Below are 18,314 nucleotides of genomic sequence, written 5' to 3'. Positions count from 1 at the left end.
AGGCAGCTCTCGATTCGCGGCGTGGTGACAGTGGAAACGTCCTCACGTGGATGCGATTGCTACGTCGACATGCCCGATGGTCAATCGCCGCGCACTGGATTCCGGAGCAGTCGGGGTGTGATCTTTCGCCGCTCGCCGCTCGCCGCTCGCCGCTCGCCGCTCGCCGCTCGCCGCTCGCCGCTCGCCGCTCGCCGCTCGCCGCTCGCCGCTCGCCATCGCCATCGCCATCGCCATCGCCATCGCCATCGCCATCGGCCGCAGTTTATGCGCATAAACGAGACGCCCAAAGGCAGCGAGGTGTGCCGACGTACACGGGTTCAGCGGCATGCCTCAACGCGGTGTACCGGGCCAGGACATACCGCTAACACTCCACTATCAGAGGTGCAGCTCCCCCCGGTCACGCGGTCGACAGCCGCGGTTTCAGCGGAGTTTATGCGCACAAACTCTCCAGCTCTCAGCCCCAACTGCCTCATCGAACGAAAGGACAGCGCACCACGATCCCGCGGCAACTCGCTATTCACACCGACGGCGCCACACTTGATGACTCAAGCCCCGCCTCGTTCATCGACGTTACAGACATCCGCTACACCATCCAATCGGGCCACTCGCCATCTCCGGTTCGTTTATGCGCATAAACCGATAGCCCGAATGGCCAATGCGTAGTTGTCGAACGACAATTTCATTGAAATTCAAATATCGTCCTGTAGAATTCCAACGACCAAAATAGGAGTGAAAATTGGCCGCGGAAATCATTGCAGTCACTCAACAAAAAGGTGGCGTCGGCAAAAGCACGATTGCCATGCACCTCGGTGCCGCGTTCCATGAAAAAGGGAAGCGCGTCCTCGTCATCGACGCAGACCGTCAAAACACGCTGGTTCACTGGTCGAGCGCATCCGGCGACAGCGAAAACGGCATCCCGTTTCCGGTCGTCAACCTCGCCGAAGCCGATGGCCAGATCCATCGCGAGATCAAGAAGTTCATCAACGACTACGACATCATCGTCGTGGACTGCCCGCCGTCGATCACCGAGAAAGTGTCGGGTGTCGTCCTGCTGGCCGCATCGATTGCCGTGATTCCGACGTCGTCGTCGCCGGCTGATTACTGGTCGAGCGTTGGGCTGGTCAAACTGATCCAGCAGGCGCAGGTCATGAACGAAGACCTCCGCGCGGTCTTCCTGCTGAACAAGACCGAAGAGAAGCGCATGCTGACCCGCGAGCTCAAGCGCGCGCTCGAGGAACTCGGCTTCCCGTTGCTGAAAACGCAGATCCCGACCCGGGAGGCGTACAAGCAGGCGATGGCGCTCGGTCAGACCGTGCTGCAGATGAACGATCGTGGCGGCAAGCTGGCCGCCACGGAAATTCGCGCATGCGCCGACGAAATCGTCGCCATGCTGCCCTGACTTTATGCGCACAAAGGAGTCACATGAAACCCTCCCAATTTGCCAAAGGATTCCAAGCGCGCCCGGATATCACGACGAGCGAGAAGCGCACGGCGCTCGATCGACTCAATGCGATCGACGGCATCGTCAAGTCCGAGACCCCCACCCCGGCGCCGACCAAATCCGCGAAGAAAGACACCGCGCCGCAGCCCGCTCCCGAGCTCACGCTCGATCCGTCGATCGATGAATCGGCGCAATATCGTGCGTGGCGTCTCGAGAACCGCTATGCGCCCGGGCAGGTGATCGAGCTGTCGCTGAAGGCGATCAAGCATAGCCCGTTCAATCCGCGGCACTTCTATCTGAAATCGTCGATTGCCGAACTCGCGGTCAACCTCGCGAAGCAAGGGCAACAGCAGGCGATCCACGTGATTCCGGACTACGACAATCCGGGCACGTATTTCGTCAGCGATGGCGGCCGCCGCGTGCGGGCGCTAAAGGAAGCCAACAAGGAATCGGTCAAGGCGATCGTGATCGACGTGCCGATCGGCATCCAGAGCTACAAGCTCGGCTACGATCTCAACGTCCAGCGCGATTCGCAGACGGTGTTCGACAACGCCGTCGTGTGGCGCCGCTTCCTCGACGACAAGCATTTCCAGAGCCAGAAGGAACTCTCCGAGCACCTCGGCCTCGACGAATCGACGGTGGCCGTCGCCCTGTCGATCGGCAAACTGCCGGAAGCGATCATGCAGGAAATGGTCGCGCGCCCCGATCGCTTCGGTTCAAACATGGCGTATCAGGTTGGCCGCTATCACAATGCGCGCGGCACCGAGGCCACGCTGCGGCTGATCAACAAGATCGTGTCGGACGATCTCAGCACGCGCCAGGTGTCGGACATCGTCAAGGGCCGCGTCGCGGCGCAGGAAACGCCGAAGGCTGCCGGCCGTCAGCGCTATGCGCAGCGTCTCGAGATCAAGCTTGGCGGCAAGTCGGTCGGCGACCTGAAGTCGTATGGCGAAGATCGCATCGAACTGCGCCTGCGCGGCCTCCCGAAGGACAAGCGCGACGCGATCCTCGAGCAGCTCGAGCGGATGCTGTTGTCGGAGTGACGGAAACGGCCGGCTGGGCCTGGTGAAGATGCCGGGCCCGCCAACCCCGAGGGCGGGGCCGGCGGCGGCCCGTCAGCGGGCCTGAGCGGGCCTCAGGCGGCCCGCGACTGGTTCAGCGTGAACGACAGCAGGTCGCCGTCCGTCGGCTCGCCCCAGGTCTTCTGGGCCAGCCAGTCGAAAAAGGCCGTCTCGGCCAGCTTGGAATCGAGGCCGCGCTTGCGCCAGTCGTCGCGCAGATGGGTGCCCATCGTCGGCAGCGCCTCCGACTCGAACGACTCGCGCGCCACTTCGCGCTCGGCGTCGCCCTGCTCTTCGTACAGCACCTTCGCTTCCTTGCGGCGGAACGCGGCGAATTCGCTCAACAGGCGTGCCTTCAGATCGTCCGGCTGGGCCGCCGCAATCTTCGCAGGCGGCGTGCCGGCAGGCAGCGCGTCGACCGATTCGACCGGCGGCGCATAACCCTTCTTCAGCGCATCCTTGAACAACGCCGGTGCGCTGCGCACCGGCGGCAGCGTCGTGCTGCGCATCCGCTGCTCGGTCATCTGCAGCGCGGCACGAATGCGGTTTTCCTCGCTGTCCGCATAGAGCGTCTGCGCTTCCTTCAGCGGGATCCCGATCTTCACCATCCGGTCGACCAGCGTGCTGTCGAACACGTTCGGATGTTCGTCGAGCGCGAGCATCGGCTGCTTGCGCTCGGTCACACGGAACTGGATCTCCGCGACCCGACGCCCTTCACGGTGTTCGATCAGCTCGACGAAGATGTTGGTGACCGCGTTGACTTCCGCGATCGCGGGACGCAGATAGTCGCGCTTGAAGTACTTGTACTCGCGCTTCGCTTCGTCGCCGGCTTCCGTGTCGGGCGTGCCCGACAGGATCGGCCGCCACCATTCCCACGGCTCACGCATCGTCAGGTGGCTCGGGTTCGTCAGGTAGCGCACGCAGATTTCGTACAGCGCGAGGCCGGCGCTGCTGCGCAGCTGGCTCTGGAACTGCAGGCTCAGGCGCGCGTACTGGACCGGGTCGAGCAGCTTTTTCTTGATCTTCGGCGCGAACGAGAATTCGACCCACACGCGGCGGGTCGCCGGATCCTCGAGAATTTCGGCGTCGGCGATCAGCGTCGAGATCCCCCACTTGCGTCCCGGCTTCTGGCTCGACGTCCCCGTGCTCCATTCGACCTGCACCGACACCATGCGGCGCAGGTGTTCCTTCACCAGCGCGGTGTCGTTCGAATCGAAGGCGGAGTTGGCGACGATGTCCGAGAGCAGCGCGCGATACGTATCGCCCGAGTCGTCGGCCTGCTGCGCCACGGCCAGCAGGACATTGAACAGCTTGCGAGTGAGGAGCGTGATCTTGCCGCTCTTCGGCTGAATTGCGATCGCCTCGACGGCCTTACGCAATTCGGCTGAACTGGCACTCACCACATCCACATCGGTTTTCTTGGCGCGCTTCGTCGTGGCCATACGTCGGGTCGGAGGAGAAGTTTTCCGGAAGGATAGCGTCTGCGGTGAAGTGCGTCCAGAACGACATGCTCACCATAGCGGGTGAAGTGCGCGTGTAAAACGGCACTCACCCCAGGCGCTCCCGAAAATCCTCACCGGTCCGGATTTGCAGCGTTCCGGACTCGTCCAGACGTGCTGCGGGATGCGCCGATTCACAGAATTTCACCTGTGCCCGGAACGTGCGAAATGCATTCCCGTATCGGCTCACCTTTCGATTTGTCGTAATTTTACGACTGCGCTGCCGTGAGTTCGTCACAGGGTTGCGATCCCACCTCATCGCGCTTCCCGATACGACCCGTTCAGGCCTGTATGCATGTACAGGCGCGACTCTCCGGGCGATCGTGATCGGGTTCGCCGCCCCGGAAGACGCCCGCCAAACCGGCCCGCGGGACCCGAACGAACCTGCTGTGTCGGCCCGGGCGCGCATTGTACAGCGCACAAACCGTATCGGGTCCCGAAAAAACTCACCTTGAGCACAGCATGTTCATTCATCTGAATGCCGACGAATGCCCGGCACGCGCGGGATCCGCCATCAGAGCCTCCCGAAAACGCTCACCTTACCGAAAAATCGCTGTGCCACTTCTGGCACGGAAATGGCTCCCGAAAAACCTCACCGTAACCGACGCGGTATCAAAAACCTCAATGCCTTCCGATACTTATGCACAGAAGGCATTTGGCTGTGCACCGCCGACATCCCCCGAAAATCCTCACCTTTCGACGGAAATCCTTCATACGACAACGGTATGTCGCCCCCCGAAAAATCTCACCTGTACCAAAAAGAGGCACAGCAAAAACGAGATTTCTTCCAGTCCTGGCGGGCTTTTCGGCCAATTCGGCCGTCCACGGATCCCGAAAACGCTCACCTTTGATCATTTTTCAGGCAAATTCCATTCCCGGAAAGGCTCACCTGTGGCCCGAATCACAGTCTGTGATCCATGCCCCGAAAAAGCTCACCTCAGCGAGATCCGGGCAGGAAAACCCGGATTTCCCTCCCGAAAAACCTCACCTTTAGTGCATCACAGGCCCACGAGAGCACTTTTGCTGTGCAAAATGGCGTCCCTTTCCCGGAAACCCTCACACCAAACACCCGTGGAGTCCCGTGAAACCTCACCTTTCACAGAAACTGCCTAAAAGATGGGCAGAATCGGGGCACAAAGAAGGTCCCGCAAATTCTCACCCATGTCTGCACAGGCAGAAAACTGTGCAGTCAGGCACAGCGCGGGTTCTGTGGCTGTGAGGCCCCGAAAAGCCTCACCTTTGGGAAATCTCGTGTTTCACTGTGATCCCGAATCCGCTCACGACCTTTCCCGCAACGGCTCACGCAGCTCCCTGAACCCCATCACTTCAGCTCCCGCAGAAGATCACCTTGGCTCCCGTAAAACTTCACCTTGTCGGCCTGAAAGCCTTGCAGCATAAGGCTGTGCCGTGGCGTTAACGTTTTTAACTAAGGGTTCAAGGGTGTTTACTTCTAATACTCTCAAGACATCGGCTGCAGAGTTTTCCACAGACACCCCAACCCCTGAACACCGACAGACAACCGGAGCCGTTGTCATGTGAAACAAATGCCGAAATTCGGGATCGACGGAAAAACGCTTGCACGACAAGGACTTGGCTAACTTTCTTCGCTTTGTTTCACGGAATCCTGGACCACAGTCGCCCAGATCGGCTCACAGATCCGATTTCTGTGCAAAGCGACGTAAATTCACAACGTTGAGCCGAAACAAGTATCGATAAGTACGTATTTCGTTATGATTGCCACACTTCAATGTCTGTGAGCACAGCGATGACCCTGGACGAAATACGCCAAACCATTCGGGACGAACTGGAATCGCTGCGTGCAAGAGGTGCGCGACGGCAGGAATTGTCGCTGCATGCATGCAAGCGGTTGTTCTTCGATCTTGGCATCCGGCCGTCGGCTGCCAACGTCCGCGATCTCACCCAGACCGGCAGCGCCAGCGATATCCCGAAAGACATCGACCATTTCTGGGAGCGCATCCGTTCCGCCTCCAAGGTCAGGCTCGACGGTGCCGCAATTCCGAAAGCGGTCGAGGAAAAAGCCGGCGCGTTGCTCGGGGCACTCTATGAAGAAGCGTTGAAAGCCGCGCGAGACAGCCTCGATGGCGATCGCGAACAGGTCCGCGCCGGCGTAGCCGACGCCGAACAGCGGTTGCGCGACGCAATCGTCCGCCAGGAGACGCTCGAAGGCGCGCTCGCACGTGGCGAAGCGAAAAACGAGCAATTGCAGGCGCGCGTGACCGAACTCGAAGTCCAGCTTGCATCGCAAACGACGCACGGTTCGGCAAACGAAGCGACGTTACTCACCACAGTCGCTCGACTGGAGAAGGAGCTGGCTGCGGCGGCCGGCCGTATCGAAGCCGAGCAGGCGCAGAACGCCACGCTGCGCGACCGCATCGATGCGCTTCAAGCCGAACTTCAGCAGCGCACCGAGCACTACGCCCAGCAAATCAAGGATGCGGTGGCCGAAGCCGAACGCCGCGTCAAGCCGATGCTGGTCGAGCTGGATTCGTTGCGCAGCACGGCGTCGACCTACCAGAACGGCTTACGCGACGTTCAGCGCAAGGAATTCGATTTCCTGCAGCAATTGAGTGCGGCCAAGGCGCGTGCAGACCGGCTCGAAGAACAATTGCGCAGCCAGGGAGATGAACTGGAACGCGCGACGCGCGATGTGAGTTTGCTGCGCGCGAGCCGCGGAATGAATCCGGAAATCGCAGCGCTGATCCGCCGCCTGGCTGATGCCGGGCAACTGGATGCGGAGGCGTTTGCCGCGATCGGCACCTCACTGGATCAAGAGACTCCAGTACCGGCCCATTGTCCGCATTGCGACGGTGAGCCCGAGCTGTCACACGGAAATGAGGGTTTTGAAGTGGCCTGCCCCGAGTGCGAACACGCTTCGGGCGCATGGCCATCCCGATTGGAAGCCGTCGCCCGCTTTGTGCGCACGTGACGCAAGGGGCTGCTGCACCGCACAGGTGAGACGATCCGGGAAACTTGAGGTGAGGTTTTTCGGGAGCGATTGAACGGTGAGGCTGTGCCGCACAAGGCTGCTCACGGATCGCTTGGCGTGAGCAGCCGTTTGGGGATCAGTGAGTTTCGTCGATGCCCGACGCGTCACCGTCGGCATTGTTGTCGGCCAGACCGTCGCGCCAGTTCTTCCATGCGCGATGCAGACGGTTCGACGAGATCGGTCGCATGAAGCCCAGCCATTTGCCGACTCGTTCGGGCGGCACGTCGTGTTCGAACAGTTCGGCCGCGTAGGTATTACGCAGGGTTTGCGGGCTGGCGCGTGCGGTGCGTGACGACGTGAGCCCGGCGGATTCGACGATCGCGTCGATGGCGCGCAGCATCGTCGCCTTGTGCATCGGCCGCCCGGCATGGGATGCAGGGAACACGAGTTCACCGGGAATCTCCTGGCGCTTGCGTTCGGTGAGCCACGCTTCGAGCAGGGCGATCGCGAACGACGCCAGATGGGTTTCGCGCGCGAAATCAGGGTGCGTCGACTCGATCTGCAGCGAGGTTCCAGCCGTGTTGATGCAACTAATCGTAAGTGCACGAGCTTCGCCGGTTTTAATGCCGGCGCCGAGAAACGCGGCAACGAGCGCGCGGTCGCGCCGCTCTTTCCAGTACGCGGAACCGGATACGCCGATCGGCGAAAACAGGTACGTGAGCAACGTCGCGCGCTCGGCCGGCGTGAGGAAACCGGTAGGTTCGTTGTCGCGAGCCTTGCGCCAGTTCGCTTCGCCATCCTGAGCAATGAACCGGGCCGGGTTGGTCGACGCGTATTCGGTGCGCCGGATATGGTCGAGCACGCGCTCGATCAGCCGAAGATAGCGCATTCGCTGGGTTTTCCGGATCGGGAGTTCGCCGACGAAATTCGCGATGGTTGCCGTATCGACCGTCGCCAGATTCTTCTGGTGCGTACGCAGCCACGTGAGAAACGCGCCCCATTGCGCGCGATAGACGTCGGCCGATGAGCGACGATAGTCCTGCATGGCGAGCCATGCATCGAATGCGGCTTCGGGAGAGAGGATCCAGTCGGACGCGCCGCGGTCGAACAGGTCCGTTTCTTCCGGGCGTGCCGGGATGTCGGGAGAGGCGGGAAGGGACATGTGATTTATTCCGTTAGTTGCGTGTATGGTAGCCCTTTCCGCAACGTCTCGGGCATCAAGAGGCAAGGGGCAGGACAAGGCCGCCACGCGTGGCGGCCTGGGCGGGCAGTCAGTCGCCCCACGCCTTGGACGGGCGGTGAGCCCGCTCGCGAGGCGCGGTGTCGTTCGAGGTTGACGCGGCTTCGTATGCGAGAACCGCGAACGAAAATACGGCGGGTAGCGCGTTCGAGCGCCCGAAGTCGATCGGATCGTCCGTTTCGGGAAACGTCATGTCCGACGGCCGTTCGAACAATTGACGCATGCCGGCCTCGTGCCGGCTGGCAAAGCCGAGATCGGCAAGCGCCTCGGCTTCGATCGCATGCAGCAGGCGCCACGTCAGCGGGACGCGCTGGCGGATATAACGCCCGGCGATATGGCGAACGATCAGCTCGAGGTCGTGCGCGGCAGCCTTGAAGCTGAGCGCGGCCAAATCTTGTTCTTCTGTCATTGCAGGCTCCTGTCGACCGGGCAGGCGCCTCGGTGCGCCGGCTCCAGCCCATGCATGGCGGAATGTCCGTATACTGTACAAACATACAGTGTTTTCCGCAACTGGCCTGCAATCGGCCTTTCGGCCAGCTATCCGCGCCGTCAGCGGTGTATCACGATCAGCAGTGCCCGCGCCTCGGTCTTGCCGGGATTGCGGATCGCGTGCGGCTCGTCGGCCGGGTAGCGCGCTGTGTCGCCTGCCTTCAGGCGCCGGCTTGCCGCCGCGGCTTCGATTTCCATCGCGCCCTGCAGCACGGTGAGGTGCTCGCGCGTGCCGGGCTCGTGGGCGTTCGATATCAGTGCGCCGCCGCCCGGCAGCGTCAGCTCGTACCACTCGAACTTGCCGGCGAGGTCGATCGGGCCCCACACGCGCAACTGGTATCGGCCGTCATGGCCGGCGAGTGTCGGAATGTCGTGCGGGCCGTCGACGCGGATAGTCTCGGGCGCCTTCGGTTGCGAGAACAGCTCGTCGAGCGTGATGCCGAGTGCGTTCGTCAGCCGCCACGCCACGGCGATCGTCGGGTTGGCCTTGTCGCGTTCGATCTCGGAGAGCATCGATTTCGATACGCCGGCTGCGCGCGACAGGTCGTCGAGTGTCAGCTTGCGTTCGTTGCGCAGCCGCTGGATCTGCTCGCCGACACGCGGCGGCGTGGCGGCCGGCGGTTGCGGTGCGGCGCTGGCAGGCGTGCGCCGCGAACCGGAGGAACTTGCCATTTGGATTCCGTTCGCTTAGAGTTGTTCGGTATTTCGAATTCTAGTTCGGAATATCGGATAAATGCGGTCAACCGAACGACCGACTATAACAGTAGCAGGCCGTTGCGCCGCCGCCACGAGTGGCGCGTTGCGGAATGCGAAACCCTGTCAGGAGCTTTGCGATGCGTGATGCCTTTCTCGCCCAGGTGCGCGGGACGCTGGACCAGATCCGCGCGGACGGTTTTTACAAGACCGAGCGCGAGATCGCGAGTCCCCAGGCGGCAGCCGTGCGGCTCGCCGGCGGTGCCGGCGTGCTCAATTTCTGCGCGAACAACTACCTGGGCCTGGCGAACGATCCGCGCCTGATCGACGCGGCGAAGGCCGGCCTCGACCAGGACGGCTTCGGCATGGCATCGGTGCGCTTCATCTGCGGCACGCAAACCGTGCACAAGCAACTGGAAAGCGCGCTGGCCGCCTTTCTCGGCACCGAGGACAGCATCCTCTATTCGAGCTGCTTCGATGCGAACGGCGGGCTGTTCGAGACGCTGCTCGACGAGAACGACGCGGTGATCAGCGACGAGCTGAACCATGCGAGCATCATCGACGGCATCCGCCTCTGCAAGGCGAAGCGTTTCCGCTACAAGAACAACGACCTGTCCGACCTCGAGGCGAAGCTGAAGGAAGCCGATGCAGCGGGCGCGCGCCACAAGCTGATCGCGACCGACGGCGTGTTCTCGATGGACGGCATCATCGCCGACCTGAAAGGCATCTGCGATCTCGCCGATCGCTACGGCGCGCTCGTGATGGTCGACGATTCGCATGCGGTCGGCTTCATCGGCACGCACGGCCGCGGCACGCCCGAGCACTGCGGCGTCGAAGGCCGCGTCGACATCATCACGGGTACGCTCGGCAAGGCGCTCGGCGGCGCATCGGGCGGCTATGTCGCCGCGCGTCGCGAAGTCGTCGAGCTGCTGCGCCAGCGCTCGCGCCCGTATCTCTTCTCGAACACGCTTACGCCGAGCATCGCCGCGGCATCGCTGAAGGTGCTGGAACTGCTCGGCAGCGACGAAGGCGCGAAGCTGCGCGAGCGCGTGCGCGAGAACGGCGCGCGGTTTCGCAAGCAGATGACCGAAGCCGGTTTCACGCTCGTGCCGGGTGCGCATCCGATCATCCCGGTGATGCTCGGCGATGCGCAGCTCGCGACGAACATGGCCGACAAGCTGCTCGGCGAAGGCGTCTACGTGATCGGCTTCTCGTTCCCCGTCGTGCCGCGCGGCCGCGCCCGCATCCGCACGCAGATGAGCGCCGCGCATACGCCTGAACAGATCGACCAGACGGTCGCCGCGTTCGTGCGCGTGGGCAAGTCGCTCGGCGTGATCTGACGGAGGCGCGACCATGAAAGCACTGGCAAAGCTCGAACGCGGCCCCGGCCTCACGCTCACGCGCGTGAAGCGTCCCGAAGTCGGCCACAACGACGTGCTGATCAAGATCCGCCGCACGGCGATCTGCGGCACCGACATCCATATCTGGAAGTGGGACGACTGGGCGCAGAAGACGATTCCCGTACCGATGCACGTCGGTCACGAATATGTCGGCGAGATCGTCGAGATGGGGCAGGAAGTGCGCGGCTTCGCGATCGGCGATCGCGTGTCCGGCGAAGGCCACATCACGTGCGGCTTCTGCCGCAACTGTCGCGCGGGGCGCCGGCATCTGTGCCGCAACACGGTCGGCGTCGGCGTGAACCGCGAAGGCGCGTTCGCCGAGTATCTGGCGATTCCGGCATTCAACGCGTTCAAGATCCCGCCCGAGATCTCCGACGATCTCGCGTCGATCTTCGATCCGTTCGGCAACGCGACGCATACGGCGCTGTCGTTCAACCTCGTCGGCGAAGACGTGCTGATCACCGGCGCGGGCCCGATCGGCATCATGGCTGTAGCGATCGCGAAGCACGTCGGCGCGCGCAACGTCGTCATCACCGACATCAACGACTACCGGCTGGAACTCGCGCGCAAGATGGGCGCGACGCGTGCAGTCAACGTCGCGCGCGAGTCGTTGCGCGACGTGATGACCGACCTGCACATGACCGAAGGCTTCGACGTCGGCCTCGAAATGTCGGGTGTGCCGAGCGCGTTCACGAGCATGCTCGAGGCGATGAACCACGGCGGCAAGGTCGCGCTGCTCGGCATTCCGCCCGCGCAGACGGCGATCGACTGGAACCAGGTGATCTTCAAGGGGCTCGAGATCAAGGGCATCTACGGCCGCGAGATGTTCGAGACCTGGTACAAGATGGTCGCGATGCTGCAAAGCGGCCTCGACCTGTCGCCGATCATCACGCATCGCTTCGCGGCCGACGATTACGAGAAAGGCTTTGCCGCGATGCTGTCCGGCGAGAGCGGCAAGGTGATTCTCGACTGGACGGCCTGAGTGCCGCGGGGCAGTGCTGCGTGTTCGCCGCCTGCCCCGCTTTCGTTTACGTCTGCGTTTCCGAGGCCGAAACGCGCGAATCCGGGCTCAAGGTGAGATTATTCGGGAGCTGTCTTGGCGCGCCGAATCGCGACACGATTGCGCATCGGTGAACTGCAGTCGCACGTTCACTTCACCTGACGGAAGCTGCCTCGCTTTCCGCCCTCGTGCCTTCCGGCACCTGCTCTCCCCTTCCAGACACTTCCCCGCTTGCCTTGCCGCGCGATCGCTCGTCATGCAACCGCATGCGATGTCGTGCCGAACCGTGGCGTCGACCGTGAGCCCGCGCGCGTCGTTGCGACTCACTCATGCGTGAAACCATTCGATATCGATCGACGTCGATCGGTGCGCCGACGGCTACTTGATCCGTTCACCGTTCAACCCGCGCGGATCGAGCTGAAGACTCAACACGACGAGCCAGCGTTTCGGACACTGCGGTGCAACGTCGACCGGGCCGCCGTGCACTCCGGGCGCGGTGACGAACCCGTGTTGCGCCGCGTATTGATATGCGCGCAACGCATCCGCTTGCAGCCAGAAGCCGACCAGCGCGCACGTCACGAAACGGAACAGCAGCACCGCTGCGGCATCCGGCGCGAAGCCGGCCACGACCAGCAGGCTGTCGAACACGAATGCCAGCACGTGCGCGACCGCGATCGTGATGATCGTCAGCTTCAACACGCCACGCAGCCGCAGTGCAGCGCGCACGCGTGCCTGCCGGACGGCGAGCCGGGTGCGATCGTCGCCGCCTTCGCGCTTCGGCATGTCGTGTTTCACGACGCGGCACCGACAGGTCGTGCAATGTCGATCCGCGTCGTATCACCGGCAACGATGCGACCGCTCGTGACGCAGACCGATTTGCACAGGATCGTGCTGTCGTAGTTGTGCCCCGGAAAGCGCATCACGTCGACCGGTTGAAATCCTTCGCGACGATAGAAATCGATGAGCCGGACCGCCGCGTAAGGTACGTCGAGCGCCAGGTGCGTCGCGCCGCGCGCGACGGCCCGCCGTTGCGCGAATGCGAGCAGCGATCGGCCGATGCCGCGGTCCTGCCAGACGGGATCGACGGCCAACTGGCCGAGCGTCGCGACGTGCCGGCTGCGGTACGGATCGCAGCGGGAATCGGGATCGTGCGAACGCATCGTCATCGTCGCGACCAGGTGCGCGTTGCCGAGCGCAACGAAGCACTCGCCGGTGAGTACGCGTTCGCGTGTCGCCGAGGCCGGCTGATCGACGCACGGGCAGTTGAAGCCCAGTGCGCCGAGCGGTGCGAAGGCGCGATGCAGCAGCGCGGTCAACGTGTCGTACGAATCGTTGCGCGGGTCGAAGCGCCGCACGACGACGCGGCCGTCGAGCCGCTTGGCATAAGCCGCATAGGCGCGCGCGGGGCGCGCGGATTCCGGTCGCTGCATGATGTCCTTTCGCCCAGACAGGGTGACCGAAGTGTAGTGAGCGTCGCGCGTCCGCTTCAAGAAAAAATGTCGTAAACGCGGCGGACTTGCATCGCGCGGCCAGGTTGCAATTCAGCCCTTCCGCCAGCAGGGCTTTTTCATCCGGGTGTTGACGGTGGAGAACGATCGTTCTACCGTAAACCCATGAACACACATCACGACCCTTCCGGCGAACCGGGCGTTCGCGACCGGCTGCTCGATGCAGCCGAAGCGCTGATCTACTCGGGCGGCATCCATGCAACCGGTGTCGATGCGATCGTCAAGCGATCCGGCGCGGCGCGAAAGAGCTTTTATTCGCATTTCGAAGCGAAAGAGGCGCTGGTGCTGGCCGCGCTCGAACGTCGCGACGAGCGCTGGATGCGCTGGTTCGTCGACGCGACGCTGGCGCGCGGCAAGGCACCGCGCGTTCAGTTGCTCGGCATGTTCGACGTACTGCGCGACTGGTTCGGGCAACCCGACTTTCACGGTTGCGCGTTCCTCAACGCATCGGGCGAGATCCCCGATGCCGACGATCCGGTGCGCGTCGTCGCACGCGCGCACAAGGCGCGCTTGCTGGCGTTCGTGCGTGAGCGGTTCGATGCGTATGCCGATGAAACCGGCATCGAGCGCCGCGGGCTCGCGCGCATCGCGCGTCAGTGGCTCGTGCTGATCGACGGCGCAATCGGCGTGGCGCTCGTCAGTGGTGATGCAAACGCCGCGCGCGATGCGCGCGCGACGGCCGAACTGCTGCTCGACGCGGTATCACGATAGTCGAAGCAGCGAATCCGAACCGGCCGCGGTCGTCCGTGGCCAGAACCTGAACAGGAGCAACCCATGTCCGCTTCCCTCGAAGTCCGTCCGCCCGTTCCGCCCTTCACGCTCGAAACGGCGCGCGAGAAAGTGCGCGCCGCCGAGGATGCGTGGAACACGCGCGACCCGCAGCGCGTGTCGCTGGCCTATACGCCGCAAAGCCGATGGCGCAATCGTGCAGAATTCGTGACCGGCCGCGACGAGATCGTCGGCCTGCTGCAGCGCAAGTGGGCGCGCGAGCTCGACTACCGGCTGATCAAGGAGCTGTGGGCATTCGACGGCAATCGCATCGCGGTGCGCTTTGCGTACGAATGGCATGACGATGCCGGCAACTGGTTCCGTTCGTACGGCAACGAAAACTGGGAGTTCGACGAAAACGGGCTGATGGCGCATCGTCACGCGAGCATCAACGACCTGCCGATTCGCGAGCAGGATCGTCTCTATCACTGGCCGCTCGGCCGTCGTCCGGACGATCATCCCGGGCTGTCCGATCTCGGCCTGTGACGCGCGTGTCGACTGGACGAACCGGCGAACGCATCGCCGGGCTTCAACGGTGAGGAAATTCGGGAGTCGATGCGCTGAAGGTGAGGTTTTTCGGGACGAGGGGAAATGTCGCGTCGGACTGTGTGCTTCGAGCCGTTCGACGCGGCATCGTCCCGGGCAAAGCGGACGTGCCATGCACGTCGGGATCTCGTGATGCGCGTATCGGTGTGCAACGGTGTGCTTCACCATGTGATGCATCTCACCGATCGGGGCCGGTAGCGGTTTGACGATCGGTGTGCACGCATGTGGCGTGCAACTCACCGATCGTATCGACGTCGACGACGGATGGCGCGTGCCGTGCGCGTTGCGGTGCGACGTTGCTCACCGCTCGACTTCACCAGGCAGGCGCAGGAATTCGCACACGTGCGCAAACGCATGGCGTGCAACTCACCGCACACCGATTCGTGCAGCCTCTGCCCGGCGCGTGTGATTGCGATTGCGCCGGGCCTGATCGTCAGCCCGCGATGCGCGCGGCGATCGCCTCGCCCACTTCCTGTGTCCTCGCGTTGCCGCCGAGATCGCGCGTATGCGGCCCCGTGCGCAGCACGTCCTCGATCGCGGCGACGATCGCATCGTGCGCTTCGCGTTCGCGGCCTGCGCCGTTGCCGAGGAAGTCGAGCATCAGGGCCGCCGACCAGATCATCGCGACCGGGTTCGCGATGTATTGCCCCGTGATGTCGGGCGCGGAGCCGTGCACGGGTTCGAACAGCGACGGAAACGTGCGGTCGGGGTTCAGGTTCGCCGACGGCGCGATGCCGATCGTGCCCGTACACGCGGGCCCGAGATCCGACAGGATGTCGCCGAACAGGTTCGACGCGACGACGACATCGAAGCGGTCCGGCTGCAGCACGAAACGCGCGCACAGGATGTCGATGTGCTGCTTGTCGACGGCGATGTCGGGATAGCATTCGGCCATCTCGGCCGTGCGCGCGTCCCACCACGGCATGCTGATCGCGATGCCGTTGCTCTTCGTCGCGACGGTGAGGCGCTTCGCGCGCCGCTGCGCGAGTTCGAACGCGAATTTCAGCACGCGCTCGGTGCCGTGACGCGTGAAGATCGCCTGCTGCATCACGATCTCGCGATCGGTGCCTTCGAACATCGTGCCGCCGACCGACGAATACTCGCCCTCGGTGTTCTCGCGCACGATCATGAAGTCGATGTCGCCCGCGCGGCGGCCGGCGAGCGGCGACGGCACGCCGTCGAACAGGCGCGCGGGCCGCAGGTTGATGTACTGGTCGAATTCGCGGCGGAATTTCAGCAGCGAGCCCCACAGCGAAACGTGATCGGGTACCGTCGCGGGCCAGCCGACCGCGCCGAACAGGATTGCGTCCATGTCCGAGAGCTGCGCCTTCCAGTCGTCCGGCATCATCTTGCCGTGCTGTGCGTAGTAGTCGCAGCTCGCCCAGTCGATCTGGACGAAGTCGAAGCGGATGCCGAAGCGCGCGGTCACGGCGTCGAGTGCGCGCAGGCCCTCGGGCATCACTTCGCGGCCGATGCCGTCGCCGGGGATCACGGCAATTCTGTAGGTCTTGTCGGTCATGCAAAGCTCCTTGGCTGGTGGGCTGGCCGCGGGGAGAGGCAGCGGCGCGTCACGTCATTCTATTTATTTCCATCTGGATTAAAATCGCGCGAAAGGTTAATCGACTTTCCACGAATCGTGAACAAATCGCCGAATCTCGACGACCTGCGCGTGTTCAGCCTGGTCGTCCGCCTGACCAGCTTCAGCGCGGCCGCCGAGCAGCTCGCGGTGTCGCCGGCCTATGTCAGCAAGCGCATCGCGTTGCTCGAGGCGCAGCTCGGCACGCGCCTGCTGCATCGCTCGACGCGCCGCGTGACGGTCACGGAAGCAGGCGAGCGCGTGTTCGCGCGCGCCGAGAAGATTCTCGACGACGTCGATCATCTCGTCGAGGACGTGTCGACCACGCGCACGGTGCCGCGCGGCACGCTGCGCATTTCGAGCAGCTTCGGCTTCGGCCGGCACATCGTCGCGCCGGCGCTGCTCGACTTCTCGGCACGCTATCCGCAACTGAACGTGCGGCTCGATCTGTTCGACCGGCTCGTCGACGTCGCGGGCGAAGGCTACGACCTCGACGTGCGCATCGGCGACGAGATCGCCGATCACCTGATCGCGCGCCGCCTCGCCGCGAACTACCGCGTGCTGTGTGCGTCGCCCGACTATCTCGCCCGGCGCGGTACACCGCGCTCGCTCGCGGATCTCGCATCGCACGACTGTCTTGCCATCAAGGAGCGCGATCACCCGTTCGGCGTGTGGCGGCTGAACGTGCGCGGTGAAACGGCCACGGTGAAGGTTGGCGGCGCGCTGTCGACGAACCATGGCGAGGTCGCCGTGCAATGGGCGCTGGCCGGGCGCGGCATCGTGCTGCGTTCGATCTGGGAAGCCGCGCCGCTGATCGAACGCGGTGCACTGTGTCGCGTGCTGCCGGACGCAATCCAGCCCGCGAACATCTGGGCCGTGTATCCGGAGCGCGTTGCTGCGTCGGCGAAAGTGCGCGTGTGCGTGGATTTTCTGATGGAGACGCTGGCCGGTTTGAATGCCGCGGCGAGTGACGATACGGCCTGAAACCGGCTAAAGGTGAGCTTTTACGGGGGCATGTGCGCAGCATCGGCAGGCCCCGTTTCCGGCTCGCAACCGCGTCGCGAGCTGGTCGTGTCGAACGGGTATCAACACATCGCGGTCGCGAGGTGCCGGGCCTGCCGACGCTGGTGCCCGCACACGGCTTACGCCGCTTTTGCCGCGCCTGCCGCCCCGAGCATCAGGTCGAGATTCTGCACGGCTGCGCCGGATGCGCCTTTGCCGAGATTGTCGAACACGGCGGACAGCAGCACCTGGCCGTGCTCGGCATTGACGAACACGCCGAGCCGCATGTCATTGGTGCCGTTCAGCGCTTGCGGATCGAGATGCGTGATCGCATGCGTGTCCGCGAGCGGCGTGACGTCGACGTGGCGCGATTCGGCGTAATGGTGCGCGAGACACGCATGCAGTTGCTCACCGGTCACCCCGGCAGGGAGCAGCCGCAACTCGATCGGCACGGTGAGCACGATGCCTTGCCGATAGGCACCGTAAGCCGGCACGAACAACGGACGGTTCGCCAGACCGGCATGCAGCTGGATCTCGGGCGGATGCTTGTGCGCGAGGGCGAGGCCGTAGACCTGGAGCGGTTTCGCGTGTGAAGCGCCGTCCGACTCGAACGCGTCGACGGCCGCCCGCCCGCCACCCGAGTATCCGGACACGGCATGGATGCTCACCGGGTAGTCGCGCGGCAGCAGCCCGGCCTGTAGCAGCGGCCGCAGCAGCCCGACCGCGCCGGTCGGGTAGCAGCCCGGATTGGTGACACGCCGTGCGTGTGCAATCGCCCGTGCCTGCCCGTCGGCCATCTCGGGAAAGCCGTAGACCCATTCCGGCTGCGTGCGATGGGCCGAACTCGCGTCGATCACGCGTACCGCCGGATTCCGGATGAAGCCGACCGCTTCGCGTGCGGCCGCGTCGGGCAGGCACAGGATCGCGATGTCGGCTGCATTGATCGCTTCGGCGCGCCGCACGGGATCCTTGCGCTCGGCCTCCGGCAGCGCGACGAGCCGCAAGTCGGTGCGCCCGCGCAGGCGCTCGTGGATCTGCAATCCGGTCGTCCCTTGATCGCCGTCGATGTAGACAGTGGGCTGGCTCATGGTGGTCGCGTTCCTTCGGTTCAGTCGTCGGGAAAGCCGTATCGTCCACCGAGCGC

Annotated in this window: 17 protein-coding genes; 8 read left to right on the top strand and 9 right to left on the bottom strand. The window is 63.8% G+C overall.

Annotation, left to right across the window (positions count from 1 at the left end):
* Positions 1-42: 42 nt before the first annotated feature.
* On the bottom strand, positions 43-327 hold the full coding sequence (locus ABIC51_RS01815; RefSeq protein ID WP_354006317.1) for a hypothetical protein: 285 nt from the start codon (positions 325-327) through the stop codon (positions 43-45).
* 409 nt (positions 328-736) lie between these two features.
* On the opposite strand from ABIC51_RS01815, the gene parA reads away from it, so the two are divergent.
* Together parA and ABIC51_RS01805 are read left to right on the top strand one after the other, a co-directional pair.
* Complete coding sequence (gene parA, locus ABIC51_RS01810) at positions 737-1,399, top strand: ParA family partition ATPase (protein ID WP_027790199.1); 663 nt, start codon at positions 737-739, stop codon at positions 1,397-1,399.
* A 23-nt stretch (positions 1,400-1,422) separates the two neighbouring features.
* Entirely contained in the window at positions 1,423-2,484 is a 1,062-nt protein-coding gene (locus ABIC51_RS01805; protein WP_021163724.1) for a ParB/RepB/Spo0J family partition protein, read from the top strand.
* Positions 2,485-2,576: 92 nt separating this feature from the next.
* On the opposite strand, the gene ABIC51_RS01800 is transcribed toward ABIC51_RS01805, so the two are convergent.
* Positions 2,577-3,944, bottom strand: coding sequence for a replication initiation protein (locus ABIC51_RS01800; protein WP_021163723.1), 1,368 nt, complete (start codon positions 3,942-3,944; stop codon positions 2,577-2,579).
* 1,822 nt (positions 3,945-5,766) lie between these two features.
* On the opposite strand from ABIC51_RS01800, the gene ABIC51_RS01795 reads away from it, so the two are divergent.
* Complete coding sequence (locus ABIC51_RS01795) at positions 5,767-6,948, top strand: DNA-binding protein (RefSeq protein ID WP_175898514.1); 1,182 nt, start codon at positions 5,767-5,769, stop codon at positions 6,946-6,948.
* 136 nt (positions 6,949-7,084) lie between these two features.
* On the opposite strand, the gene ABIC51_RS01790 is transcribed toward ABIC51_RS01795, so the two are convergent.
* From ABIC51_RS01790 to ABIC51_RS01780, 3 genes are all read right to left on the bottom strand, one after another.
* The gene (locus ABIC51_RS01790) at positions 7,085-8,110 is read right to left on the bottom strand and encodes a tyrosine-type recombinase/integrase (RefSeq protein WP_027790197.1); all 1,026 of its coding nucleotides are present in this window, start codon (positions 8,108-8,110) and stop codon (positions 7,085-7,087) included.
* Positions 8,111-8,219: 109 nt separating this feature from the next.
* Entirely contained in the window at positions 8,220-8,597 is a 378-nt protein-coding gene (locus tag ABIC51_RS01785) for a DUF2471 family protein (protein ID WP_021163720.1), read from the bottom strand.
* A 140-nt stretch (positions 8,598-8,737) separates the two neighbouring features.
* Positions 8,738-9,349, bottom strand: coding sequence for a helix-turn-helix domain-containing protein (locus ABIC51_RS01780; RefSeq protein ID WP_175898516.1), 612 nt, complete (start codon positions 9,347-9,349; stop codon positions 8,738-8,740).
* Between the two features lie 161 nt (positions 9,350-9,510).
* On the opposite strand from ABIC51_RS01780, the gene ABIC51_RS01775 reads away from it, so the two are divergent.
* Together ABIC51_RS01775 and tdh are read left to right on the top strand one after the other, a co-directional pair.
* Positions 9,511-10,710, top strand: coding sequence for a glycine C-acetyltransferase (locus ABIC51_RS01775; protein ID WP_021163718.1), 1,200 nt, complete (start codon positions 9,511-9,513; stop codon positions 10,708-10,710).
* A 13-nt stretch (positions 10,711-10,723) separates the two neighbouring features.
* On the top strand, positions 10,724-11,752 hold the full coding sequence (gene tdh / locus ABIC51_RS01770; protein ID WP_021163717.1) for an L-threonine 3-dehydrogenase: 1,029 nt from the start codon (positions 10,724-10,726) through the stop codon (positions 11,750-11,752).
* A gap of 396 nt (positions 11,753-12,148) precedes the next feature.
* Here tdh and ABIC51_RS01765 read toward each other — a convergent pair whose 3' ends face one another.
* The gene (locus ABIC51_RS01765; RefSeq protein WP_226129874.1) at positions 12,149-12,565 is read right to left on the bottom strand and encodes a hypothetical protein; all 417 of its coding nucleotides are present in this window, start codon (positions 12,563-12,565) and stop codon (positions 12,149-12,151) included.
* A complete protein-coding gene (locus ABIC51_RS01760) occupies positions 12,562-13,200 on the bottom strand; it encodes a GNAT family N-acetyltransferase (RefSeq protein WP_146254272.1) in 639 nt (212 codons plus the stop codon). The genes ABIC51_RS01765 and ABIC51_RS01760 overlap by 4 nt, the downstream gene beginning before the upstream one ends.
* A gap of 183 nt (positions 13,201-13,383) precedes the next feature.
* Between ABIC51_RS01760 and ABIC51_RS01755 the strand changes: the two genes are divergently transcribed.
* Both ABIC51_RS01755 and ABIC51_RS01750 read left to right on the top strand, forming a co-directional pair.
* Positions 13,384-13,989: a TetR/AcrR family transcriptional regulator gene (locus ABIC51_RS01755; RefSeq protein ID WP_354006316.1), complete on the top strand. Its 606-nt coding sequence runs from the start codon at positions 13,384-13,386 to the stop codon at positions 13,987-13,989.
* A 63-nt stretch (positions 13,990-14,052) separates the two neighbouring features.
* Complete coding sequence (locus ABIC51_RS01750; RefSeq protein ID WP_175898518.1) at positions 14,053-14,532, top strand: nuclear transport factor 2 family protein; 480 nt, start codon at positions 14,053-14,055, stop codon at positions 14,530-14,532.
* 493 nt (positions 14,533-15,025) lie between these two features.
* Here the strand turns inward: ABIC51_RS01750 and ABIC51_RS01745 are convergent, their stop codons facing one another.
* Complete coding sequence (locus ABIC51_RS01745; RefSeq protein WP_175898520.1) at positions 15,026-16,111, bottom strand: tartrate dehydrogenase; 1,086 nt, start codon at positions 16,109-16,111, stop codon at positions 15,026-15,028.
* A gap of 117 nt (positions 16,112-16,228) precedes the next feature.
* Between ABIC51_RS01745 and ABIC51_RS01740 the strand changes: the two genes are divergently transcribed.
* Positions 16,229-17,152: a LysR substrate-binding domain-containing protein gene (locus tag ABIC51_RS01740; RefSeq protein WP_175860480.1), complete on the top strand. Its 924-nt coding sequence runs from the start codon at positions 16,229-16,231 to the stop codon at positions 17,150-17,152.
* Positions 17,153-17,310: 158 nt separating this feature from the next.
* Here the strand turns inward: ABIC51_RS01740 and argC are convergent, their stop codons facing one another.
* On the bottom strand, positions 17,311-18,258 hold the full coding sequence (gene argC, locus ABIC51_RS01735) for an N-acetyl-gamma-glutamyl-phosphate reductase (protein ID WP_124532139.1): 948 nt from the start codon (positions 18,256-18,258) through the stop codon (positions 17,311-17,313).
* Between the last annotated feature and the right edge of the window lie 56 nt (positions 18,259-18,314).

The sequence above is a fragment of the Burkholderia sp. 572 genome, assembly GCF_040545135.1.
GTDB lineage: Bacteria > Pseudomonadota > Gammaproteobacteria > Burkholderiales > Burkholderiaceae > Burkholderia > Burkholderia cepacia.
The sequence above is the reverse complement of the archived record's forward strand: the minus strand, read 5'-3'. Positions and strand labels throughout refer to the sequence as shown.